Source organism: Niastella populi, from assembly GCF_002078015.1.
Classification (GTDB): domain Bacteria; phylum Bacteroidota; class Bacteroidia; order Chitinophagales; family Chitinophagaceae; genus Niastella; species Niastella populi.
On sequence record NZ_LWBP01000045.1, the window covers coordinates 197,334 to 221,466 of the forward strand.

The 24,133-nt window shown below is 44.0% G+C and carries 22 protein-coding genes; 17 read left to right on the forward strand and 5 right to left on the reverse strand.

The features are described from left to right. Window positions 1-10: 10 nt before the first annotated feature. The gene (locus A4R26_RS06545) at window positions 11-1,438 is read left to right on the forward strand and encodes a SusD/RagB family nutrient-binding outer membrane lipoprotein (protein ID WP_081162539.1); all 1,428 of its coding nucleotides are present in this window, start codon (window positions 11-13) and stop codon (window positions 1,436-1,438) included. A 132-nt stretch (window positions 1,439-1,570) separates the two neighbouring features. Further along, window positions 1,571-1,888: a DUF3467 domain-containing protein gene (locus tag A4R26_RS06550; RefSeq protein WP_081162420.1), complete on the forward strand. Its 318-nt coding sequence runs from the start codon at window positions 1,571-1,573 to the stop codon at window positions 1,886-1,888. A gap of 174 nt (window positions 1,889-2,062) precedes the next feature. Here A4R26_RS06550 and radC read toward each other — a convergent pair whose 3' ends face one another. Next, the gene (gene radC, locus A4R26_RS06555) at window positions 2,063-2,755 is read right to left on the reverse strand and encodes a RadC family protein (RefSeq protein ID WP_081162424.1); all 693 of its coding nucleotides are present in this window, start codon (window positions 2,753-2,755) and stop codon (window positions 2,063-2,065) included. A gap of 129 nt (window positions 2,756-2,884) precedes the next feature. On the opposite strand from radC, the gene A4R26_RS06560 reads away from it, so the two are divergent. From A4R26_RS06560 to A4R26_RS06595, 8 genes are all read left to right on the forward strand, one after another. Then, window positions 2,885-3,106: a hypothetical protein gene (locus A4R26_RS06560; protein WP_081162427.1), complete on the forward strand. Its 222-nt coding sequence runs from the start codon at window positions 2,885-2,887 to the stop codon at window positions 3,104-3,106. Between the two features lie 143 nt (window positions 3,107-3,249). After that, on the forward strand, window positions 3,250-4,200 hold the full coding sequence (locus A4R26_RS06565) for a ribose-phosphate pyrophosphokinase (RefSeq protein ID WP_081162432.1): 951 nt from the start codon (window positions 3,250-3,252) through the stop codon (window positions 4,198-4,200). 26 nt (window positions 4,201-4,226) lie between these two features. Then, window positions 4,227-4,856 carry a 50S ribosomal protein L25 gene (locus A4R26_RS06570; RefSeq protein ID WP_081162436.1) on the forward strand — a complete coding sequence of 210 codons (630 nt, stop codon included), beginning with the start codon at window positions 4,227-4,229 and terminating at the stop codon, window positions 4,854-4,856. A gap of 277 nt (window positions 4,857-5,133) precedes the next feature. Beyond that, on the forward strand, window positions 5,134-5,709 hold the full coding sequence (gene pth / locus A4R26_RS06575) for an aminoacyl-tRNA hydrolase (protein ID WP_081162441.1): 576 nt from the start codon (window positions 5,134-5,136) through the stop codon (window positions 5,707-5,709). A 148-nt stretch (window positions 5,710-5,857) separates the two neighbouring features. After that, window positions 5,858-6,469 (forward strand): fumarylacetoacetate hydrolase family protein, encoded by a 612-nt coding sequence (locus A4R26_RS06580; protein ID WP_081162444.1) that lies wholly within the window; start codon window positions 5,858-5,860, stop codon window positions 6,467-6,469. Window positions 6,470-6,619: 150 nt separating this feature from the next. Then, window positions 6,620-8,686: an alpha-ketoacid dehydrogenase subunit alpha/beta gene (locus A4R26_RS06585; RefSeq protein ID WP_081162447.1), complete on the forward strand. Its 2,067-nt coding sequence runs from the start codon at window positions 6,620-6,622 to the stop codon at window positions 8,684-8,686. Between the two features lie 175 nt (window positions 8,687-8,861). After that, window positions 8,862-9,551 (forward strand): hypothetical protein, encoded by a 690-nt coding sequence (locus tag A4R26_RS06590; protein WP_081162450.1) that lies wholly within the window; start codon window positions 8,862-8,864, stop codon window positions 9,549-9,551. Between the two features lie 310 nt (window positions 9,552-9,861). Then, window positions 9,862-10,809, forward strand: a complete 948-nt coding sequence (locus A4R26_RS06595) for a cation diffusion facilitator family transporter (RefSeq protein ID WP_081162454.1) — start codon at window positions 9,862-9,864, stop codon at window positions 10,807-10,809. Between the two features lie 2 nt (window positions 10,810-10,811). Here A4R26_RS06595 and A4R26_RS06600 read toward each other — a convergent pair whose 3' ends face one another. Then, the gene (locus A4R26_RS06600; protein WP_242674837.1) at window positions 10,812-11,645 is read right to left on the reverse strand and encodes a serine hydrolase; all 834 of its coding nucleotides are present in this window, start codon (window positions 11,643-11,645) and stop codon (window positions 10,812-10,814) included. Between the two features lie 199 nt (window positions 11,646-11,844). Between A4R26_RS06600 and A4R26_RS06605 the strand changes: the two genes are divergently transcribed. Then, the gene (locus tag A4R26_RS06605) at window positions 11,845-12,231 is read left to right on the forward strand and encodes a response regulator (RefSeq protein ID WP_081162460.1); all 387 of its coding nucleotides are present in this window, start codon (window positions 11,845-11,847) and stop codon (window positions 12,229-12,231) included. Between the two features lie 34 nt (window positions 12,232-12,265). Here A4R26_RS06605 and A4R26_RS06610 read toward each other — a convergent pair whose 3' ends face one another. Continuing rightward, the gene (locus tag A4R26_RS06610) at window positions 12,266-13,087 is read right to left on the reverse strand and encodes a purine-nucleoside phosphorylase (RefSeq protein ID WP_081162463.1); all 822 of its coding nucleotides are present in this window, start codon (window positions 13,085-13,087) and stop codon (window positions 12,266-12,268) included. Between the two features lie 191 nt (window positions 13,088-13,278). Between A4R26_RS06610 and A4R26_RS06615 the strand changes: the two genes are divergently transcribed. The 4 genes from A4R26_RS06615 (at window position 13,279) to A4R26_RS06630 (ending at window position 19,621) form a co-directional block, all read left to right on the forward strand. Next, complete coding sequence (locus A4R26_RS06615; protein WP_081162467.1) at window positions 13,279-14,718, forward strand: arylsulfatase; 1,440 nt, start codon at window positions 13,279-13,281, stop codon at window positions 14,716-14,718. A 23-nt stretch (window positions 14,719-14,741) separates the two neighbouring features. After that, entirely contained in the window at window positions 14,742-15,869 is a 1,128-nt protein-coding gene (locus A4R26_RS06620; RefSeq protein WP_081162471.1) for a formylglycine-generating enzyme family protein, read from the forward strand. 434 nt (window positions 15,870-16,303) lie between these two features. Next, a complete protein-coding gene (locus A4R26_RS06625) occupies window positions 16,304-18,595 on the forward strand; it encodes a GH92 family glycosyl hydrolase (protein ID WP_081162474.1) in 2,292 nt (763 codons plus the stop codon). 9 nt (window positions 18,596-18,604) lie between these two features. Next, window positions 18,605-19,621: a LacI family DNA-binding transcriptional regulator gene (locus A4R26_RS06630; RefSeq protein WP_081162479.1), complete on the forward strand. Its 1,017-nt coding sequence runs from the start codon at window positions 18,605-18,607 to the stop codon at window positions 19,619-19,621. Window positions 19,622-19,695: 74 nt separating this feature from the next. Here A4R26_RS06630 and A4R26_RS06635 read toward each other — a convergent pair whose 3' ends face one another. After that, a complete protein-coding gene (locus A4R26_RS06635) occupies window positions 19,696-21,774 on the reverse strand; it encodes a PAS domain S-box protein (protein ID WP_081162483.1) in 2,079 nt (692 codons plus the stop codon). A gap of 257 nt (window positions 21,775-22,031) precedes the next feature. On the opposite strand from A4R26_RS06635, the gene A4R26_RS06640 reads away from it, so the two are divergent. Together A4R26_RS06640 and A4R26_RS06645 are read left to right on the forward strand one after the other, a co-directional pair. Further along, a complete protein-coding gene (locus A4R26_RS06640) occupies window positions 22,032-22,256 on the forward strand; it encodes a YtxH domain-containing protein (protein ID WP_081162488.1) in 225 nt (74 codons plus the stop codon). 27 nt (window positions 22,257-22,283) lie between these two features. Further along, window positions 22,284-22,637: a phage holin family protein gene (locus tag A4R26_RS06645; RefSeq protein WP_081162491.1), complete on the forward strand. Its 354-nt coding sequence runs from the start codon at window positions 22,284-22,286 to the stop codon at window positions 22,635-22,637. A gap of 20 nt (window positions 22,638-22,657) precedes the next feature. On the opposite strand, the gene A4R26_RS06650 is transcribed toward A4R26_RS06645, so the two are convergent. Next, window positions 22,658-23,698 carry a response regulator gene (locus A4R26_RS06650; protein ID WP_081162494.1) on the reverse strand — a complete coding sequence of 347 codons (1,041 nt, stop codon included), beginning with the start codon at window positions 23,696-23,698 and terminating at the stop codon, window positions 22,658-22,660. Between the last annotated feature and the right edge of the window lie 435 nt (window positions 23,699-24,133).

The following is a 24,133-nucleotide window of genomic DNA, read 5'->3' on the forward strand; positions in this document are numbered from 1 at the left end:
AATGAAAATCATGAGAAAACTCATTTATATAGCACTGCCGGTATTGATGTTGGTGGCATGCACAAAAGATATCTCCCGTTTTAATGAAGAAACCAAGAAGCCGGCCGCAGTACCCGGGCCAACCCTGTTTTCAAACGCAGTAAAGAATATAGGCGATGGCCTGGCCAATGCCAGCGTAAACGTAAATGTATTCCGCTTTACGGTAAAGCACTGGGCCATGGCCGTATACCAGGATGAAGCCCAGTACGATTTCACCACCCGGGCTATTCCGCAGGCATGGTGGACGAGAATGTACCGTGATGTTTTAAACGATTTGAAAGAAGCTGCACGGGTTATTGAAGCCGATGTTACGCTGGATGCCGGCGTTAAGCAGAATCAATTGGCTATGATCGACGTCATGCAGGTATATGCTTATAACATTCTGGTAAATACGTTTGGCAATGTTCCTTACACGGAAGCATTGAATCCTAACAACCTGTTTCCTGTATACGATGATGCAAAAACAATATATACCGATCTGATGAGCCGGCTGGCTGCTGATATTGGCAAGTTAAATGCTTCCAGTAACGGTTTTGATGCAGCGGACGACCTGATCTATGCCGGTAATGTTGGTAAATGGATAAAGTTTGCCAATTCCCTGCAGCTGAAAATGGGTATGCTGCTGGCTGATGTTGACAACTCTGCAGCCAAAGCCGCCGTGGAAGCAGCTGCCCCCAAAGCCATTTCTGCGGCAGCAGATAATGCCATGCTGACTTACCTGGGCACCAGTCCTAATACCAATCCTTTATATGCCGATATCGTATTGGGCGGCCGTTCAGATTATTTAGCAGCAAAAGACCTGATGGATCCATTGATCGCATTGAACGACCCACGGAAATCACTCTATTTCGGCACCAATAATGCCGGTGATTATGCCGGTGGTATTGTTGGTACGGTGAACACCTTTGCCGATTACAGCAAACCAAGTTCAAAGGTTTCAGCGGCTGCCGATCCGGTAATCTTTGCTGATTATGCTGAAGCCGAATTTTTGCGTGCAGAAGCCATAGAACGTGGCTACAATGTACCGGGAACAGCAGAAGATCATTATAATAATGCCATTACCGCTTCTATTTTATATTGGGGCGGAAGTGCGGCAGATGCAGCAGCCTATCTTGCCCAGCCAGAAGTGGCTTACGGTACCGCTACCGGCAGCTACAAGGAAAAGATCGGTTTTCAGAAATGGATCGCTTTGTACAACCGTCCGTTCGATGGCTGGACCGAATTACGAAGACTTGATTATCCGGCATTGACACTTGCTGCTAATGCGAAATCCGGTTTTCCCAACCGCTTTCCTTATCCCGGTAACGAGCAGCAGTTGAATGGTACTAATTATACCTCGGCCGCTGCCATTATGGGTAATGATAAGGTGGAAACCAAATTGTTCTGGGATAAATTCTAATAGCTCTGTTATGGTTTGGAAACCGTTTCCCGAATTGGGGAGCGGTTTCTTTTTTAATTAATATGAGGTGAAAAATTAAATTCAGTACAAACCATTTCGCCCTGTTTCTTACTTTTGAGGCTTAAACTTTTTATGATGGAAGAACAAAACCAGCAACAAAACCAGCTTAATATAGAAATTTCAGAAGAAGTAGCGGAAGGAGAGTATGCCAATCTTGCCATCATTACCCATTCCCATGCAGAGTTTGTGATAGATTTTGTGAATGTAATGCCGGGAACGCCAAAAAGTAAGGTAAAATCACGTATTATATTAACGCCTCAGCATGCCAAACGCTTTATGAAAGCACTGACGGAGAATATTCAGCGTTTTGAAGCTGCCAATGGAAAGATCCAGGACCTGGAAGATGTACAGATCCCCATGAATTTCGGTGGCCCCACGGCGCAGGCTTAATTGGTTTATTGTTTATAGTTTGTTGTTTGTGGTTGTTTTATTTCGGAAATCTGTGTCTTGGCGAGCGATCAGTGATTTCAGCAGGATTGGAAATGCCCGAATTGCAGCCTTGAGAAAATAGCCGGTAATTTCAAATTTGCGACTAACCACAAACCATAAACCACAAACCACAAACTACAATATTCCCGCATCTGCAAAGCTGAAATAGCCGTTTTCACTCACTATAATATGGTCAAAAAGGGAGATGTCGAACAGTTTAGAGGCATCCTTCAGTTTTTGGGTCAGATCCTGATCGGCCTTGCTCGGTTTCAGACTGCCCGAAGGGTGGTTATGGCAAAGGATCAGGCTTACGGCATCTTCAAGCAGGGCCCGCTTTAATATTATGCGGGGATCGGCAATGGTACCTGTTATCCCGCCTTTACTTATTACTTCAAAATGATTGATGCGGTTGGCCCGGTTCAGGTAGGCGACCGCAAAAACCTCATGGGGCAGATCGCGGAAAAGCGCCTGCAGGTAGGTGGCAATGTCGCGGCTGCTTTTTACAGTGGGTTTTTCAAGGGAGAGGGTAGCCTGCCGGCGGCGCCCCAATTCAAGGGCTGCGGAAATGGTTATAGCCTTCACTTTTCCGATCCCTTTTATCTGCATCATTTCGGGTATGGTAACTTTCCCTAGTTCATTTAGGTTGTTCTTGCCCAGCCGTAATACCTCTTTTGCCAGTTCAATGGCATTTTTTTCCCGATTACCGTTTCCGATGAGTATAGAAAGTAGTTCAGAGTCGCTTAAAGTGGATGGATTTTTCCCAAGTAGCTTTTCCCGCGGCCGGTCGTCCTTAGCCCATTTTTTGATTGAAAATCTTATCTCTTGCATAGTTCAAATATTCTCAGTAATTTTCGGACAAATACTATAATAACCACAAAATGTACTTAAAAGACTAAATTGTGCGTTATTTCAGAGTAGAAATCCAAATCTTATTAAGAATATTAATCTATATCCCCCATGAACAGAAAGACTACTTTAGCCGCTATTGGAGGTTATCAGCCCTTCCTTTTTTGCATTGGAATGTATTTTGTAGCCCTTTTCTTCTCAATTTTTATTTGTTCCGCTATTTTTTATGCGTTCTATCCCAAGAAGTCGATCGCCAAAGACGCGGGTACTTCGCATAAAACGGCTGCTGCTGCGCCCGGCGGATCAAGGATGCTGCTGACTGTAACCAAGTAACGCGGATCTTTGGGGATGCACCGATTAATCAATAACCATTGGGAATGCTATTTTTATACACCGGATTCGAATAAATATTTTGTACAAAGGTTATCGGGCAATACCTGGCTTCGCGTTATCTTCGCCGCACATTTTACCGCGGTATGCAAATGTCAGTCAAGATCTTTTCCGGCACAGGCTCACAATACCTTGCCGAGAAAATAGCTCAGAAATTCGGGGCCACCCTTGGAAAAATAACCATCTCTAAGTTTAGCGACGGAGAAATTCAGCCTGTATTTCAGGAGAGTATCCGTGGCGACATGGTTTTCCTGGTGCAAAGCACTTTTGCCCCGGCCGAAAATATTCTGGAATTATTATTAATGATCGATGCCGCCCGGCGGGCTTCGGCCTATAAGGTGGTGGCTGTGATACCATATTATGGCTATGCGCGGCAGGACCGAAAGGACAAGCCCCGCGTAGCCATTGGTTCTAAGCTGGTTGCCAATATGTTAGTGGCTGCCGGCGCCGATCGCGTCATTACTATGGACCTGCACGCTCCGCAGATCCAGGGGTATTTCGACATTCCTGTTGACCACCTCGACAGTTCCGCCATTTTTATTCCTTACATCCAGCAACTTCAGTTAGAAAACCTTACCTTTGCGGCCCCTGACGTGGGAAGTGCCAACCGCATTCGCGAAATCGCCTCCTATTTCAATGCCGAAATGGTGATCTGCGATAAGCACCGTAAACGGGCCAACGAAATCGCCAGTATGGTAGTGATCGGAGACGTTACTGACCGCGATGTGGTACTGATTGATGATATCTGCGATACCGGGGGCACACTGGCAAAAGCTGCCGGTTTGCTGAAGGAAAAGGGAGCACGCAGTGTGCGTGCGCTGTGTACACACCCGGTTTTAAGCGGGAACGCCTACTCGAATATCGAGAACAGCGTATTGGAAGAACTGGTAGTGTGCGACACGATACCCATGAAGCAGAAGCTGGGGAAAGTAAAGATCTTAAGCGTGGCTGAACTGTTTGCTGTAGCAATACGCAATGCATACGAGAACAGAAGTATAACAGGGTTGTTCATACACAGCCAGCGGCGGAATGCTTAAAAAGAAATTTTAAATTCAGATAAATAATGAAAACAATTACAATCGAAGGACAACTGAGGACCGGAACCGGGAAAAAAGCCGCCCGGCAACTTCGCTCTCAGGGACTCGTGCCTGGTGTAATTTACGGCGGTACACAGGAAATCAATTTTGCTGCTCCTGTGCTGGCTTTCAAATCCATCGTATATACTCCTGAGTTCCAGTTTGCCGACATTATAGTAGAAGGCAAAAGCTATAAATGTATTCTGAAAGACCTTCAGTTCGATAAGGTTTCAGATAACCTGTCACACGTCGACTTCCTGGAACTGGTTCAGGACAGAGCAGTGATTGCTACAATCCCTGTTAAGTTCACTGGTACCTCTCAGGGTGTAAAAGATGGTGGCCGTCTTATTACAAAAGTAAAAGCTTTAAAAGTTAAGACGCTTCCTCAGCACCTGAAGGAAAATATCGAGGTTGATATCACCAACCTGCAACTGAATGGCAACATTCGTGTTGAAGACGTGAATGAGCCAAATTATGAGATCCTGAACTCACCACGTATTCCCATTGCATCAGTTGTAATGACACGTCAGTTGAAACAGGAAGAAGCTGCTGCACCTGCTGCCGGAGCTAAAGCACCTGCTGCTGCCGCTGCAAAAGCGCCCGCTGCAAAAAAGTAAAATAATCAATGCATACAAAGCCCGGCTAACGCTGGGCTTTTAAGTCAAAATAAAAAGGTCAGGTAAGTCACATGAAGAACTGAGAAAAGGTATCATTTGACTGATTTGGCCCTTTTTACTGAGCTGAACCACCCGATTGAACAGACACATTTGACCAATTTGATCCATTTGCCGGATTGACCAGGTTGACCTTTGATTCTTTAGACTGTTTTGATCATTTTTGGCCTTTTCTGCATCTCTGCTTACCCCTCACCACCCGTATTCAATTATTGCCAGTATGAAGTTCCTGTTGATTGGATTAGGAAATATTGGAGACGATTATCTGTATACCCGTCACAACATAGGTTTTGATGTAGTGGACGCTTTTGCCCAAAAGCATGGCGGACTGTTTGGGGTGGGAAGGCTGGCACACGTTTGTGAGATGAAATGGAAAGGCAAAAAGTTGACAATAATCAAGCCTACCACCTATATGAACCTGAGTGGCAAGGCAGTAAAGTACTGGATGGAAAAAGAATCGGTCGCTTTGGAACAATTATTGGTAATAGTAGACGATATTGCATTACCGCTTTCCAAAATACGACTAAGACCTTCGGGTAGTAGTGCAGGTCATAACGGATTGCGGAGTATTGAGGAGACCCTTCTTACCGATAAGTATCCCCGATTACGTTTTGGTATCGGTAACAATTTCCCCAAGGGAGGGCAGGCGGATTTTGTACTTGACCGCTGGACGCCCGAGGAATCGCCCTTAGTAAAACGAAAGGTTGAAAAATGTGTGGAAGTGGTAGAAAATTTTATCACCATTGGCATCGAACGAACTATGAATGAAGCGAATAAATTGGAGTTTACACTATGATTTGTTAATTTGAATCTTTATTTTCGCAATGCCAATATTTGAGGTGAGTAATAACTTGATATTCAATATCTCTATGTCCACGTACCCCCGGCTTTTCCAGGCGCATGAAACTTGAAAACAATTATCTCAATTAAACCCTTTGTTGAGTATGAAAATTTTCTGTGTAGGCCGTAATTATGTGGCTCACGCAAAAGAACTGGGTAATGAGGTTCCAGAAGAACCTATTGTTTTTATGAAACCTAAAAGTGCTTTACTGCAGGCTCATACCCCTTTTTATTACCCCGAGTTCACTAATGAATTACATTATGAATGTGAACTGGTATTGCGTATTTCAAAGAATGGCAAATACATTCAGGACAGGTTTGCCAGTAAATATTACGATGCAGTAACCGTAGGTATCGATTTTACCGCCCGTGATATTCAGAACGAATTGAAAGAAAAAGGTCTTCCCTGGGAAAAAGCAAAAGCCTGGGATAACTCGGCAGTGATTGGCAAGTGGATTCCGTTAACGAATATCAAAAACAAAAAAGACATCAACTTCTGTTTGTATAAAAATAAGGAACTGGTGCAACAGGGAAATTCAGGTTTAATGCTCAATAACTTTGATAAGGTAGTTGCTTATATCTCCAACTACTTTTCAGTGAATATTGGCGACCTGGTATTTACCGGTACACCTGCCGGTGTGGGTGAATGTGTTGTTGGTGACGAGCTGGAAGCTTTTATAGAAGACGACAGCCTATTAAGTTTAGAGATCAAATAACAAATAGATCATCATTACAAGGAAATAGCCTTTCCCGATTCTTCGGGAGAGGCTTTTTTATTGTCGGGCCATAGTATCTGATTAATCCCAAAAATCCCATGCATTCACAGTCTAACTAACGATTGTTATTATTACTTTTGTCGCCTATCTATGATGCATACCGACATTTTACTACGGGCCTACCGGCTTATGTGTACCGCCAAAGCCATGGCCGATACCTATGAAGCAAACCGCTCTGCCTGTAAATACGTTCATAGCACCTCCCGCGGGCATGAAGCCATTCAACTGGCTACCGCCTTCCAATTGCTGCCCTGCGATTATATAAGCCCGTATTACCGCGATGAAAGCATTTTGCTGGGATTAGGCTTTACTCCTTACCAGTTGATGTTGCAACTGCTGGCAAAGGGTGATGATATTTTCACCGGCGGACGCGAATATTATTCGCACCCCAACTACCGCGGCTATGATAAACCAACGATCATTCACCAGAGCAGTGCCACCGGTATGCAGGTAATACCCACTACCGGTGTAGCGCAGGGGCTTCAGTATCTTGAACAAATAAACTCCGATAAATTAATATTCGGGCCAAATGGCGAAAGACCTGTTGTAATTTGTTCTCTTGGCGACGCCAGTGTAACAGAAGGAGAGGTAAGCGAAGCATTTCAGTTCGCCATTTTGAAAAAGCTACCGGTAATATACCTGGTGCAGGATAATAACTGGGGCATAAGCGCCACTTCTGAAGAAGTGCGGGCAATGGATGCCTATGATTATGCTGCCGGTTTTCCGGGCCTCGACAGGGTGCGCATCGATGGCAGCAATTTCGAGGAGAGCTTCGATGCCATGCACCGGGTAGTACAATATGTGCGGCAGCATAGAACCCCGTATCTGGTTCAGGCAAAAGTGCCGCTGCTGGGCCATCATACCAGTGGTGTGCGTAAAGAGTTTTACCGTACACAGGACGATCTTGAAAGCCATGCCGTAAACGATCCCGGGCCCAGATTGCGGCAGCGTTTACAACAGTATGGTGTTGATGAACATCAATTACAAACCATCGAAAAAGAGGCGCTGGAGTTGGTTAACAAACAGTTTCAGGAATCGGTGCAGGCCCCTGAGCCTAACCCGGTAACTGTAAACGATCATGTTTTTGCGCCAACGCCCATTACACAGGAAAAAGGGCAACGCCAGCCGCCCGGCGCGGAAAAGATCATTATGGTAGACGCTGCGCTGTTCGCCATCAGCGAGATCATGGAAGAATTTCCCGAAGCCATGTTGTACGGGCAGGATGTTGGCCGTCGCCTCGGCGGTGTTTTTCGGGAGGCGGCTACCCTGGCCGAAAAGTTCAGCGATGTGCGGGTGTTCAATACGGCCATTCAGGAAGCATATATTATTGGTTCAACAGTTGGGATGAGCGCAGTAGGCGTAAAACCCATCGTGGAAGTGCAGTTCGCAGATTATATATACCCCGGGTTCAACCAGTTGGTAACCGAGATCTCCAAATCATGTTACCTCAGTTGCGGCAAGTTCCCGGTTCAAACAGTAATACGGGTACCCATCGGCGCCTATGGTGGCGGCGGACCTTACCATAGCGGCAGTGTGGAAACTACTTTGCTGTCAATTAAAGGGATCAAAGTAGTATATCCTTCCAATGCGGCTGATATGAAAGGGTTAATGAAGGCAGCATTCCTCGATCCCAACCCGGTAATAATGCTTGAACACAAAGGGTTGTACTGGAGTAAAGTGCCCGGTACTGAAGATGCGAAAACCATTGAGCCGTCGCGTGATTATGTATTGCCGCTGGGCAGGGCTGCATTGGTAATGCAGGCTGAAAGTGAAAACATTGAATCGGGCGAATCATGTTGCATAGTAACCTATGGCATGGGCGTGTATTGGGCAAAACAGGCCGCAAAACAATTTCCCGGTATGGTTGATGTCATTGACCTGCGTACACTTTTTCCGCTCGATGAAGACCTCATTTTTGAACGTGTAAAAAAACACGGTAAATGTTTGGTGCTTACCGAGGAGCAACAAAATAATTCCTTTGCAGAAGCACTGGCCGGCCGAATTTCATACGCATGTTTTCAATGGCTCGATGCTCCGGTGGAAGTGCTCGGTGCATTAAGTGTACCGGCAGTACCTATGAACATACATCTTGAGCAGGCAATGTTACCTAATGGTGAAAAAGTGGCTGCAGTAATAAAACGTTTATTGATCTCCTGATAAAACGCGTTACAGAACTTAACAAGATAATTTTGTATCTCCCTCTATTCTACAAGATAAGTAGGCTGTATCGTACATCCTATACTTCCGCCGTTTATAATATTTTAACATGCGCTGTATAATAAAATTTGTCTTATTTACGTAGAGTTACGTACTTCAAACCACCTAAGCAGCCATGAAAAACAGATACCTGAAGGGGGCCCATCTTTCTGAGCGGAAAGTTCGGGAACTTATTAAATTATTCTCAGAAGATCTGACAGCCACACAGATCGCCAACATTACGGGAATTAGTCGGATTACGGTCAATGCGTACTTCAAACTAATTCGTACACACATTGCAAAATTTTGCGAGGAGAGGAACCCGTTTCATTTTACCAATGGAACGGTAACTTATCATGCATCGGAGAATGGTACGGTTGCCAGCAATGGCGCTGTTTCAAAGAAATCGTTTTATGGCATTTTTAAAAACGATGACACCATTCATACCGATAAAATTGCAAATATCGATGCAGAGTGGATGTACGATTGGTTGAAGGGTAAAACAGAAGGCGAGAAGAGTATTATAGAACAGTACCGCCTGCATGTTTACAATGGCATTGCCGATTTTAACAGCATCAGGTTATACCGTGTAAATGAATCAGTACCCGGTGTAACAAGAAGCAAATCGCATATCGATGAGATCGATATGTTCTGGGGTATGCTGAAATCGCGGTTGATAAAATTCCGTGGATTAAACAGCGGCACGCTCTACCTGCACGTTAAGGAAACAGAATTCAGGTACAATTACAGAGAAAATGATCTTTTTGAATTGCTGATGGAAATATTGCATAAACGACCGCTGCATTATTCCAAAGCTGTACGATAGCAGAACGTGAAACGGCAAACGGGAAACGTGAAAAGGCTTCCGAACGTTCAGACATCTGGAATATCGCGAGCCCATTGACCATTGACCATTCACGTAAACGAACTCCGGGGATTTTTTTCTATAGCCTATCGCAACTCATCCCTGGATCATATAAACCAGTTGCGGTAATAGAATTTTTCTCATGTGACTCGCAGCCCCGATTCCTCGGGGCTGCCTTATTTTTTTAGCACCTTACTGATAACCGGTGGTTAACCCTTCATAAGAAACAAATTTGCTAATTTGCATACAGGCCAGTCAAAAGGCCTGCATTATGGCGCACGATCATTCACATGCACACCATGCCCATACGCATGCCGTATCGTTCAATGAAGCCAGTCTGAAAGCATTTCAGGTTGGTATAGGGCTGAATGTGCTGTTTGTATTGGTTGAAGTAGTTGCCGGGCTTTGGTATAGATCGGTGTCGCTGTTAAGCGATGCCGGACACAACCTGGCAGATGTTGCCAGCCTGCTGCTTTCCTATTTTGCCTTCAAACTTGCCCACCGCCAGGCAACGCTCCGGTTTACATACGGATTTAAAAAGACAACAGTGCTCGCCGCATTTTTAAATGCCTTACTACTGTTAGTTGCCATTGGCATGCTCGGTTATGAATCTGTAATGCGGTTGCAGAAACCACAAATTGTACAGGGGGCTGGCATTGCCTGGGTTGCTGCCATAGGTATAGTCGTTAACAGCGTTTCAGCGTTCCTTTTCTTTAAGAAAAAAGACACCGACCTGAATATAAAGGGTGCCTACTGGCATTTGCTGGCCGATGCGCTGGTATCGGTTGGTGTGGTTATCGGCGGAATAGTTATTGCCAATACCGGCTGGTATTGGTTAGACCCCGCGATCGGCCTTGCCATAATGATCATTATTCTTATTAGCACGTGGGGTTTGCTGACCGATAGTTTTAAAATGTCGGTAGATGCAGTGCCTGCCGGAATAGACCTCGAAGAAATAACAAAGGTGATGCTGTCGGTAAAGTATATCATAAATGTACACCACATTCACATCTGGCCGCTAAGCACTACTGAAAATGCGCTGACGGCGCACGTTATTATCGACAGCCAGTTACCATTTGATGAAAAGCTGAAGGTGATCCAGCACCTCAAACATGAACTGATGCATCAAAACATTCATCACAGCACCATCGAGCTCGAATCGGAAACCACTCACTGCTCAAATGAGAACGAACGGTTGGAACCGTATTCCGGCTCATAGATTTATTTTTCTGCCCCGGTTACATATTTGTAGATCAGTTCTGATACTTCAGCCATCGCCTTTTTGGCCTGTTCTTCATTCTTCAAATTTTTTGACAGCAGCACCAATACGTATTTTCTTCCATCGGGTAAGAATACAATGCCCGAATCATGATATACATGGGAAATGTTGCCGGTCTTATGTGCTACTTTAACGTCCTTTGGCAGGCGGGCCGGAATGACCTCATTGAATTGCTGCTTTAACAGAATGTCAATCATTGCCTGGCAAGCGGTGCTGTCGACAATTTCACCTTTGGCCATTTTTTCAAAGATCACCAGCAGGTCATTGGCCGTAGTAATATTATTGAATCCTTTATCAAACGCTTTGGAATCTTCCACTCCGCGCAAAACCTGAATACGGTCGGCGCCAAGTTGCCGCATGGTTTGAGTAACGTTGCGGGCATTAACCAGTTCTATAACCATATTGGTGGCGAGGTTGCTGCTTGAGATGATCATATCGTACACCAGCTCATACAACGTTCTTTTTTCGCCCAAATGACGGTACAGCTCTTTCTCACTATCATCATCGGCGTTTAATCTGAATGAACTGCTATCGACAATGCTTTTAAATTCATTTTTGATAGTAAAGGAATCGTTGAGTGAAAAAATGCCGGCCGCAGCCTGTTTGTAAACCTCTATCATTACCGGCGTTTTCATGGTGCTGGCGGCATGAAAAAAGGTTTGTTCATTTATGAATAATGAATCACCTGTGGTCAGGTCTTTAAAAGCTACCGCAAAATCACCCGGTTGTTCAGCCAGTTTGGAGTTGACCTGGTTTTTAAGTTTATTTAGTGTCATACGATTCGAGCAGGCACAAATAAGGAATAAGCTACAGATCAAAAAACTTATTTTCGGATAATTGGTCATAACGTTGTGTTATGAGCCGAAGATAATAGAAAATGCTTTTGGCCGTCACCCACTTTTGAAAACTGGTATAATTTTCTAAAAAAAGACTAACTTGAAAAGTGGCTTTACTCAATTTCTGAAACTTAGTTCAATGCTTCAAAACCAACTGCTGTTTCTCATAGATGACGATTCGGATGATCAGGAAATTTTTAAATCGGCTTTGGCAAAGGTCGATGAAAGCCTTGCACTTATAACAGCCAGCAATGGTTATGAAGCGCTGATCGTACTTTCCGCTTGCGATACATTACCCGATTATATTTTTGTTGATCTTAATATGCCGCGCATGGGCGGGTTGCAGTTCCTGAAGGAAATAAAACAAACAGAGTCATTAAAAGATATTCCGGTTATTATTTATACAACCAGTTCCAATCCCATTGATATGGCGAAAACCAAGGAATTGGGCGCCGCATCTTTTGTTACAAAGCCGTCCCGCTTTGCAGAGCTTTGCAGTTTGTTGCAATCACTTGTCACTCCCTGACCGGCAGGTTTAACAAAACAGGCAGAAAACAGTATTATAACTGTTCTACCACCCCTTTAAATATGGCGCTTAACTTTTGATCGGCTTTGCCGGCAACGGCAATGATATCTTCGATATTTACGGGGTGCAGGTTATCGGGGTCACATTCGTCGGTGATCACACTAACGGCAGCGCAGCGTAACCCTATCTGGTTGGCTACTATCACTTCCGGCACTGTGCTCATGCCTACCATATCTGCCCCGATCACCCGAAGAAACCGGTATTCAGCCCTTGTTTCAAGGTTGGGACCGGGAACAGCTACATAAATGCCCTGTTTCAGTGGAACGGATAATTCTAATGCGGTTTTAATGAATAATTTACTGATGGCTGTATCGTAGGGCTGGCTCATATCAGGGAACCGGGCGCCGAGGCCGGGCTCGTTCAATCCCCGTAAGGGATTTTCAGGTTGCAGATTTATATGGTCGGTGAGTAATACCAGGTCGCCTTTTTTGAATTCGGGGTTCATGCCGCCGGATGCGTTGCTCAACAGCAAACCGGTTATGCCTAATTTTTTAAATACCCGCACCGGAAATGTAATTTGTTGCATGCTATAACCTTCGTAATAATGGAACCGGCCCTGCATGATAAGCATCTTTTTATTTCCTGCTGTGGCAAGTATGAGTTTTCCTTTATGCGATTCAACTGTAGAGGTGGGAAAATGCGGGATATCATTGTAAGAAATTTGTTGAAGCACCTGAACGCGGTCTATAAAAGAGCCCAAACCCGTTCCCAGCACAATGGCTGTGGAAGCCCCGGTAAAACCTTTCTCTTCTAAAAAGCGGGCAGTTTGTGCAATTTTTTCAATGATTTGTTCCATCCCGTGATTTTTTTTCAAAATAAAGGATTCCGGCGGTTATTCTAATTCATTTGGATATTTTTATTGGGAACGGTTAAGGCGTGTGCTATGCTTTAACACGTAAGAATGATTCTTTTAATGAATATGATTTATATTGCCAATCCTATTTGTTTAGTAGGGTAATTGTGACTTTCAAGTAAACGCAAATTCAGATGAACAAAGCTTGTCTTACTTTCTCCCTGGTTAGTTTTTTTACATTGTTTCAGCCTGGCAAATCAGTTGCCCAAACGAAAACCCCGCGGCCCAATATTATTTTTATTCTTGCCGATGATTTGGGGTATGGTGATCTGGGTTGCTATGGGCAGCAATTGATCAAAACGCCTAATATCGATGCAATGGCAAAACAGGGATTGCGGTTTACGCAATTTTATGCCGGTACTGCCGTATGCGCCCCATCACGTTCCTCCCTGCTTACCGGTCAACATACCGGGCATACGCCTGTAAGAGGGAATAAAAGCGTAGAGCCGGAAGGACAGTGGCCAATTCCCGATTCGGCTATAACAATTGCCGAGGTACTTAAGAAAGGCGGATATACGACAGCAGATTTTGGAAAGTGGGGACTGGGGCCGGTTGCTTCAACCGGTGATCCTGTTAAACAGGGCTTCGATCATTTCTTTGGTTATAATTGCCAGAGCAAAGCACATAACTACTATCCCGATCACTTATGGGAGAACAATACCCGTATTGATTTTGCCAGTAATACGCCGCAGCAGTTCACAGAATATTCTGCTGATCTTATACAGAAAAAGGCGCTTTCGTTTATTGAACAGCAGCAAAAAGATAAACCCTTCTTCCTGTATCTGTCTTATACACTGCCGCATGCTGCGCTGCAGGGTCCCCATGACAGCCTGTTTGAGAAATATAAAAAGTTGTTTAACGAGCAACCTGTTGCTGTTGCAGCATGGAATGGCAGGGGATATGCACCGCAGGCCTATCCCCACGCAACATATGCCGCCATGGTAAGCCGTTTGGATGCATACGTGGGACAGGTACTTCAAAAACTAAGGGAATCGGGTATCGATAAGAATACGCTGGTATTATTCTCAAGTGATAACGGCCCGCATAAAGAAGGCGGCAATGATCCTGACTATTTTAAAAGCAGTGGACCGTTGCGGGGTATCAAACGCGATCTGTACGAAGGCGGCATCCGCGAACCAATGATCGCATGGTGGCCAGGTAAAATAAAAGCCGGCAGTACGTCTGATTATACAGGCGCTTTCTGGGATTTACTGCCAACGTTTGCAGAACTGGCTAAACAACCACAACCCAAAAACATCGATGGCATTTCAATCGTTCCTGTTTTATTTGGGCAGAAGAATGCACCCTCGCATCCCTGGTTGTATTGGGAGTTTCATGAACAGGGAGGAAAACAGGCCGTACGCATGGGCAAGTGGAAAGGCGTTAAGTTAAATGCGGCCACCGATCCGGATGGGCCTATTGAATTGTATGACCTCCAAAAAGATGTTTCGGAGAAAAATAATCTTGCCGGCAAACATCCTGATGTTGTAGCCGAAATCAAAAAAATAATGCAGCAGCAACATCGTGAAAGTCCCGACTTTCCTTTGTTCACCTCGGCAGCAGCTGCCAATTAGCGAATGTTATTGATAAAGTGTATATGAATAAATTTTCCTGGCCCTGTGTATTGGTTGCTGTAGCATCATTTGCAGCGTGCAACCAAACCAGCGGTACAACAACCGCAAAGACAGCTGTTGCCCATGCCGACGATACGGTAATGTCGTGTACTTCAAATTTGCCGTCGCGTTTTGCCGTGAATACCTCCTCAGATTCCATTGTTGCCAGCGGTAATAATTCATACGAAGGAATGGTAAAGATCCCCGGCGGTGATTTCTTAATGGGCGCCGCCGACAAAGAGGGGAGAACCGATGAGTATCCGCAACATGCTGTTCATGTTGACGGCTTTTATATGGATGCTACCGAAGTAACGAATGCCATGTTCGCGCAATTTGTTAAAGCAACCGGTTATGTTACAACGGCTGAACGCAAACCCGACTGGGAAGAGTTAAAAAAACAATTGCCAGCCGGTACACCCAGGCCTGCTGACAGTTTGCTGGTAGCTGCTTCGCTGGTATTTACACCACCAGCCGGGGCTGTTCAATTGAATGACGTTAGCCAGTGGTGGCAATGGGTAAAAGGGGCCGACTGGAAACATCCGCAGGGCCCGGGCAGCAGCATTAAGGGTAAAGAACATTTCCCGGTGGTTCATGTATCGTGGGACGATGCCATGGCCTACGCAATATGGGCGGGTAAGCGTTTGCCCACCGAAGCAGAATGGGAGTGGGCGGCGAGGGCCGGGTTAACCAATAAGCCATTCACCTGGGGAACAGAACCTGTTGAAAAAGGAAAACCCAAAGCAAATATCTGGCAGGGCCATTTTCCCGATCGCAATACCGCAACTGATGGCTATGCCCGCGTGGCGCCGGTAAAATCATTTGCCGCCAACGCCTACGGATTATATGACATCGCGGGCAATGTGTGGGAGTGGTGCTCCGATTGGTACCGTTCAGATTCTTATACACAGTCAGGAACAAAAAAACTGATAAACCCCGCTGGCCCAGCTGCCAGTTATGATCCCGAAGAACCCACAGTGCCTAAAAGAGTAGTGCGCGGCGGTTCTTTTCTGTGCCATGCTTCCTATTGTGCCAGTTACCGGGTATCGGCACGTATGAAAACATCACCCGATACAGGTTTGGAACATACCGGATTTCGTTGTGTAAAAAATTAAAGCAGCACTTCTTTCATATGTAAAGTAGCTATGCATTTAAAGAATGCATGCTGATGACCGTTCGTTCTTCTTCAACCCAAAATACATTTTAGTACCGCTGTATTACTGCGCTGCGATTAATGAAACGTCATGGAAAAATTTTCATTACAATATACAGGGTAATGAAAATGTTGCTGTGGTAATTTCCATCTTGCCAAAACTCAATTAAATTTTCACATAAAAATTAATGCATTTTTACTTTACCTGTTAAAAGCAGTAATTGCGCAGATAACCAATTATTTCTGTGCAATATTTCCTTTCTTTTACCCGGATTTGAGAAAAAAATATATGAGGCTGTATCTTTTTTAATTTTGCAAAATCGTTTTAGAAGTGTAACATTGTTACAAATTTACTAGTACTGACACATTATGAGTACAATTAAATTATCTGATTTCATGAGAGTTTTTATTTGCTTCGCCATCGCTTTTTCCAGCTTATTCTCTTCGGCCCAAACGGATCACAATTCCATTGAACCCGTAGATTATGTTAACCCGTTGATGGGCACAGATTCCAAACCCGGACTTTCTAACGGAAATACTTATCCAGCCATCGCACTTCCCTGGGGTATGAATTTTTGGGTACCTCAAACCAACACTATGGGTAATGGCTGGACGTACCAGTATGGAGCCGACAAGATCCGCGGGTTTAAACAAACCCATCAGCCTTCTCCGTGGATAAATGATTATGGGCAGTTCAGTATAATGCCGGTAACGAAAAAAATGAATTTCGACCAGGATAAGCGCGCCAGTTGGTTTTCGCATAAAACAGAAAAGTCAACGCCGTATTATTACAGTGTTTACCTGGCCGATCCCGATGTAACTGCGGAAATTACGCCAACGGAAAGGGCCGCCCAACTACGTTTTACGTTTCCGGCGTGCGACAGTTCTTTTATTGTTGTAGATGCTTTCGATAAAGGCTCGTACATTAAGATCATTCCCGCTGAAAGAAAGATCATTGGTTATTCTTCAGCCAACAGCGGCGGCGTGCCTTCGGGTTTCAAAAATTACTTCGTTGTTTATTTCGATAAAGATTTCACCATAGCGCATACCTGGCACGAGAAAACACTGGCCACGGATACGCTCGAGTACAAGGCCGGGCATACCGGGGCCATCATTGGTTTTAAAACTGCAAAAGGCGAAAAGGTACATGTAAGAACAGCTTCTTCATTTATCAGTTTTGAGCAGGCAGAATTAAATGCCAAAAGAGAGCTGGGAAATGATTCTTTCGACAATACCTGTAAAAAGGGCCGCCAGATCTGGAACCGCGAGCTCAGTCGCCTGATGGCTGAGGGTGGTACACCCGACCAGTTGCAAACATTTTATTCCTGTTTGTACCGGGTGCTGTTGTTTCCGCGTAAATTTTACGAGTACAACCAGGCCAATGAAATAGTACATTATAGTCCGTACAATGGTCAGGTTTTACCAGGTTATATGTTTACCGACAATGGCTTTTGGGATACGTTCAGGGCTGTATTTCCTTTCTTCACGCTGGTATATCCGACGTTGAACAGCCAGATCATGCAGGGCCTTGTTAATACTTACAAAGAAAGCGGCTGGCTACCTGAGTGGGCAAGCCCCGGCCATCGTGATTGTATGATCGGTTCCAACTCGGCATCATTGATCGCAGATTCATACATTAAAGGAATTCGTGGATACGATATCAACACCCTGTATGAGGCCATTTTAAAGAATACTGAAAATGAAGGTCCGCTTACTTCTGTAGGAAGAAAAGGTGTTAAATATTATAATGAACTGGGGTATGTACCATATGACGTAAAGATCAACGAAAATGCGGCCCGTACACTCGAATATGCTTATGACGATTTCACTATTTATCAACTGGCAAAAAAATTGAACCGCCCCAAAGAGGAGATCGACCGTTTTGCTGCCCGTTGTATGAATTACCGCAATTTGTTCGATAGCTCAACGTTGTTGATGCGCGGTAAAAATAAAGATGGCCGTTTTCAGTCGCCGTTCAATCCATATAAATGGGGCGATGCATTTACGGAAGGCAACAGTTATCATTATACCTGGAGCGTTTTTCACGATGTACAGGGGCTGGCCAACCTGATGGGCGGATCGAAGATGTTTACAAAAATGCTTGATACGGTATTTGCCCTGCCACCGGTATTCGACGAAAGTTATTATGGCGGCGTTATACATGAGATCCGCGAAATGCAGATCATGAATATGGGACAATATGCACATGGTAACCAGCCCATTCAGCATATGATCTATTTATACAATTATGCCGGTCAGCCCTGGAAAACGCAATATTGGATCAGGCAGGTGATGGATAAATTATATCATGCTACGCCCGATGGATATTGTGGTGATGAGGATAACGGGCAAACTTCAGCCTGGTATGTATTTTCAGCCATGGGTTTCTATCCGGTTTGTCCGGGTACTACCCAGTACGTTTTTGGAACGCCGTTGTTCCGTAAAATGACGCTCACCCTCGAAAATGGCAAAAAGCTGGTAATACAGGCGCCTGGAACCGACAGGAACACATATTATATTCACAATATTTCACTAAACGGAGTTGCGCATACGAAGAATTGGATCGATCATAGTCAGTTACAGAAAGGAGGCACATTATTGTACGATGTAAAGAAGGCGCCTTCTCAAACCAGAGGAACAACACAGGCAGCATTTCCGTTTTCTTTATCACCGGCTTTAACCAGATAAGATAACCGTATGAAAAAAGTATCGATAAAGGATATTGCCTCCATGGCGGGAGTGGCATCATCAACCGTGTCATTTGTATTGAACGGTAAAGCGCGCAAAATGCGCATTAGTGAAACCGTTGAAAAGCGTGTGCTTGAAGTTGCCCGCAATGCAGGTTATTATCCTAACCAGCTTGCCATAAGTTTACGAACAGGCAAATCAAAAACCCTCGGACTTATTGTTGAGAACATCGGCAACATCTTTTTTGCCACTTTGGCAAAAACCATTGAAGAAGAAGCCGAGCAATATGGTTACCGGGTGGTGTATTGCAGTACGGAAAATAATGCTTCAAAAGGTAAAGAGTTGATCAATATGCTGTCGCAAAGGCAGGTAGACGGATACCTGATAACCCCTGCGCCGCATATGGAAGAAGATATTCAACAACTGGTTCAGTTGCAAAGGCCCGTTGTTTTAATTGACCGTTATTTACCTGCTGTGGAAGCCTCTCATGTATTGGTAAACAATGCTGAGGCGGTAGCGCAGGGAATGGCGCATTTGTTTGCGCAGGGCTATAAAGAAATTGGGTTCGTAACGGTTGACCTCGACGTTATGCAAATGGAGCAACGGCTCGATGGGTATATCGGTGCGCTCAGCAAAGAGGGTATCCGGCTGAACAAAGACATCATCCTGAAAGTTCCTTATACTCATCAACGCGATGAAGCGGTGGAGCTCATCGCTTCTTTATTGAAGAACAATCCCCAGTTGGAAGCGCTGTTCTTTGCAACCAACTACCTGGGTATACTTGGTCTCGAAAGCATCAACCGCCTGAAAATGGCGATCCCGGAAGACATAGCTGTAATAAGTTTCGATGACCACGATATTTTCAGGTTATATCCTCCCGGTATTACAAGTATTCAGCAACCGGTGGAAGCAATTGCAAAAAAAGCTGTGGCGTTGTTGATGGAACAATGTGAAAACACAGAAAGTATTTTTCCCAAAGCGGAGGTTGAGCTGGCCGCAAAACTGATTGTGAGAGGTTCTACCTGATTGGTTAAACCCCTGCTTTCTCAAATATTTTTTATTTGCCAGGTTGATGCGGATGCATGGGCCTGGCAATTTTTTTAATGCTCAACGGGCAATATGACTGTAAATGCAGCGCCCTGGCCGGGTTCGCTTTTAGCGATAATAATTCCTTCATGATGGTCGACTATCTTTTTGCACAAGGCCAGTCCAATTCCGGTGCCGCTGTAGCTGCGCTGGTTATTCAACCTTTGAAATATTACAAAGATCTGCTCTGTATGTTGTTGTTCGAAACCGATACCATTATCCTGAAATACCAGTTGAACATACGGTTTGTCTTCAATTAATCGAGGGTGCTCCTTTACCTCTTCGCGGTTAAGGGTGCGGGCGGTTATTGCGATTGCAGGAGCTGTTTCCGAAAATTTTAATGAGTTACTGATCAGGTTGGCAAAAAGCTGGTGTAGTTGCAGGGGTATGCCTTTTATGGTGGGCAATTCGGAATAGTTTATTACCGCTTTTTTTTGTTCAATCAGCAACTCATAATCAGACAGCACATCTTTAAGAACTTTGTTCAGATCGGTTTTTATGAATTGTTCTACGGTTTTGGTGAGCCGCGAATAGTTCAATACGTCATTAATGAGCGTTGACATTCGTTTGGCAGAAATATATATTTTGTTGAAATACTTTTCAGACATTTCCCTGTCGTGCAGGTGATCTTTAACCATATCTGCAAAGGTTTGTATCTTTCGCAATGGTTCCTGAAGGTCGTGGCTGGCTATATAGGCAAACTGCTCCAGCTCATGATTCGATTTTTCAAGTTCTTCATTTGAGGTCAGTAGCTCACGCGTACGTGCGAGCACCATATTTTCCAGTTCTTCCTTGGCTTTTTTTTGATCGGTGATGTCCAGTACGGTGCCAAGCAGTCGCACCGGTGTATGTTTTTTATCATATATGGTGGTACCATTTACCCTTAGCCACCGCTCTTTATTGTCGTTTCTGATAACCCGGGCTTCGTAAGAAATATTACCTGTTTTTAATGCGTTCAAAAATGCCTGTTCAACCATGGTGCGATCGGCAGGATGCACCATTTGCATAAACATGGCTTTACTCCATTGTACTGTTTTCGAATAACCCAGTATCTTCCGGTGTTCTGATGATGTAGTGGTCAATCCCGTAGTAAGATCGAGGTCCCACATGCCCATTTCGGCAATCTCCACAGCCAGGCGCAGGCGTTCTTCGCTAACCCGTATCTTATCTTCGCTTTCTCGAATGCGTTGTACTATTCTTTTTTGAGCGGTTATATCACGCGCTATTTTTGAAGCGCCGATAATGACACCTTTATTGTTCTTTACCGGGGAAATACTTAAAGAGATATCAAGCAAACGGCCATCTTTGGTAATGCGTTTTGTTTCAAAATGGTCAATTCGTTCACCTCTTTTGAGCCGCTCAAGTATTTGCGGCTCTTCATCCAGCCTGTCATCGGGAACTATGCGGGTGATAGGAGTTCCTATCATTTCATGGGAAGTATAGCCAAAGATCCTTTCTGCGCTGTTGTTCCAACTGGTTATAGTGCCATCTAACGTTTTACTGATAATAGCATCGTCAGACGATTGTATAATTGCTGCAAAATGCCCGTTTCGTTCCTCGATGTTTTTACGCTCGGTTATATCTACCAGCATATTGACGGCGCCAATAATTTTGCCGGCAGCATTTACGAAGGGCCTCGGATAAGGCATAATATGCCGTATCTGTCCGTCGGGGCGTTCAATTACTATCTCTACATTATCTATTTCCCTTCCTTCTTTCAATGCAATAGCCATCGGACTTTCATCCTGCGTCATAGGAGTTCCATCAACGTGAAATGCTTTCCAGAATCCGCACCATACATCTTTTCCGGTTTCCGGCTCCTGGCCCCATAGATCCGCTGCGGCTTTGTTGTAGGTAGTGATATATCCTTCTGCGTCGCAGATATAAATGGCGGCAGGTAGTGCCTGTATAAGTTGCTGGTACCGCGCCTCAATTTCTTTACAATCTTCAGCTGTTTGTCCTGTATCGGTTGTAATGAAACCAGCCTTTCTTTCTTTATTGCGAAAGCGTGAGGGGGATTTTTTTTCCGGGGAAGTTGCGGATACGGGTGGGGCATTGGTGTCAGCTTTATTTATTCTTTTTGACTGAGGCATTTCTTTTGATTTCTTATTTATGACGTACGTACGTTATATGATTTTAAAAATCTATGCCACCCTGCCGGCTGTTGGTTGGTAGATGTAAGTTGCTGTGTTATAATTAGTTTTGAAAATAAGTTCCGCTTCTACAATTGATTTAAAAATGGGGTGAAATGGGGTGATGAGAATCAGTTTTAAATAAAGCCCATGCCATTAACTTTGTATGGTAGCATATTGATTTTGTCATTTGTTATTAAACTTTAAAAAAAAAATATATGAACAACGGAAGTAAAGTATTGACAGCTTTAATAGCAGGAGCGGCTGTAGGCGCAATTTTAGGCGTTTTATTTGCTCCCGACAAGGGTTCTGAAACACGTAAAAAGATCAATGAGGAAGGAAAGAAAATGTCTGATGCTTTAAAGGATAAGTATAACCAGATGAAAGAAAAGATGAATGCCGTTAAGGATGATATGGAGCAAAAGCATGAACCTTTCGCGTAAAGCAGTAATGAAAATAACACAGGCTGTATGAATGAAACATTTGAAAAAATAGAAGGGTTAACCGACCACGTTAAGGATTATGTGAATACGAGAATTGAGATAACCAAGCTGCGCATTGCCGAAAAAACATCCCAGGTTGTAGGAAATGTGATTGCGGTAATTATTGTAGTCATATTATTTCTTTTCGTGGTCGTTTTCGGAAGTTTAGCCGGTGCCTGGGCGCTGAGCGATCTGATTGGTAAGCGATATGCCGGCTTTCTGATCGTTGCCGGGTTTTATTTGTTGCTGGGAATAGTTGTATGGGCTGCCAGAGGCCGGTTGATACGTTTTCCCGTCATGAATGCACTGGTAAAGATGTTACATAAGAAGGACGACGGGTAATTCGGCTGGCCTGCATTTGTTTAATTAAACAGCGTGCTCAATTTTTTTTCGTTCAGGATAGTTATCGTTCCGCCTTTTATATTTACGAGGCCTTCGCTTTTGAAATCGCTTAATGTTCTTATAAGCGATTCCGTTGCCGTGCCTGCTATCGTAGCAAGATGTTCACGGCTGATGTCGATAGGTGCATTGTACTTTTTGTGTAAAGTCATCAATGCTTCAGCTACTTTTTTGCGTAATGAATTATAAGCAAGCCCCAGCAGCTTTTCTTCTTTTTCTGCAACATTGCGGGCAAGCAGGGTAATGAATTTGCGCATTACTTCGTGACTGGTATTAATTAGCTTTTCAAAATCTTCCCGCGGAATTACGATCAGCTCAGTATCTTCTATGGCCTCTGCGGTTTCGTTATACACCGAGCCTTCCAGTAATGCAACATAGCCAAGGTAGTCGCCTTCATTATACAAACCTATTACAAGGTCTTTACCATCTTCATTTGTTTTATAGGTTTTTACTTTACCTTTTTGAACAAAATATAAACGCGAAGGGCGGTTCCCTTCCTGATAAATAATTTGTTTTTTGCGGTACCGGTTCACAGTGCGGTCATCAATGAGGGACTGCAGTGGATTTTTCCCATCCGTAATATGCATTAATGTGTTCAATCCTTCCAACCCCGACATAATCTCCTGTTTCAACAGTTCATTTTTACGCAGCCGGCTTTCTACCGCATTCAGTAATTCAGTTTCATCGAACGGTTTGGGAATGTAATCATCGGCACCCAGTTCCATTCCTTTTCTGATATCGGGCCGTTCTGATTTTGCGGATAGAAATATGAACGGAATGTTTTGTAATGCAGTGTTTTTATGAAGCAGATGCAGTACGCCATAACCGTCGAGCACAGGCATCATAATATCACATATAATAAGATCCGGAATTTCTTTCAATGCCGTTTCAATACCTGATTTCCCGTTCTCAGCGGTGAACACCTGGTAGTTGGCCAGTTCCAGTATTTCGGCTGTGTTTTCACGTATGCCCTGGTTGTCTTCTATGAGCAATATTTTTTTCATAACTATACTGATAACTATATTAAAAGGGATATAATGAAAGCACAAACATTGAAAATTTAACGGGGAAATGATGTGATAAACGTCATGCTGCCGCGTGATTCTTTGCAGGCTTGTGCAACCCTCCCAGAGTAATTTTAGGGAAGACAGGGTAGGGTTACCTGCATATTAAAAAAATATTAAATCAAAGTCTTGCTTTTGCTAAATGACTTTTGCGCTAATTTATATGAGTAATTGTTATGTATATTACAACTTGAAGAACTGCGTCGTACGAATATGCAACTATTGATATAATTTTAAATAATATTGTTTTAAGGAATTTTTTTTGAATCAAACATTTTTCTTTTACTTTAAACCGGATTCCCTGTTAAGACCAACCCAGGAAACAGTAGCGTAATTAGCTTAGTTGAAATAGATCAGATTCCTTACTCCGGGAAT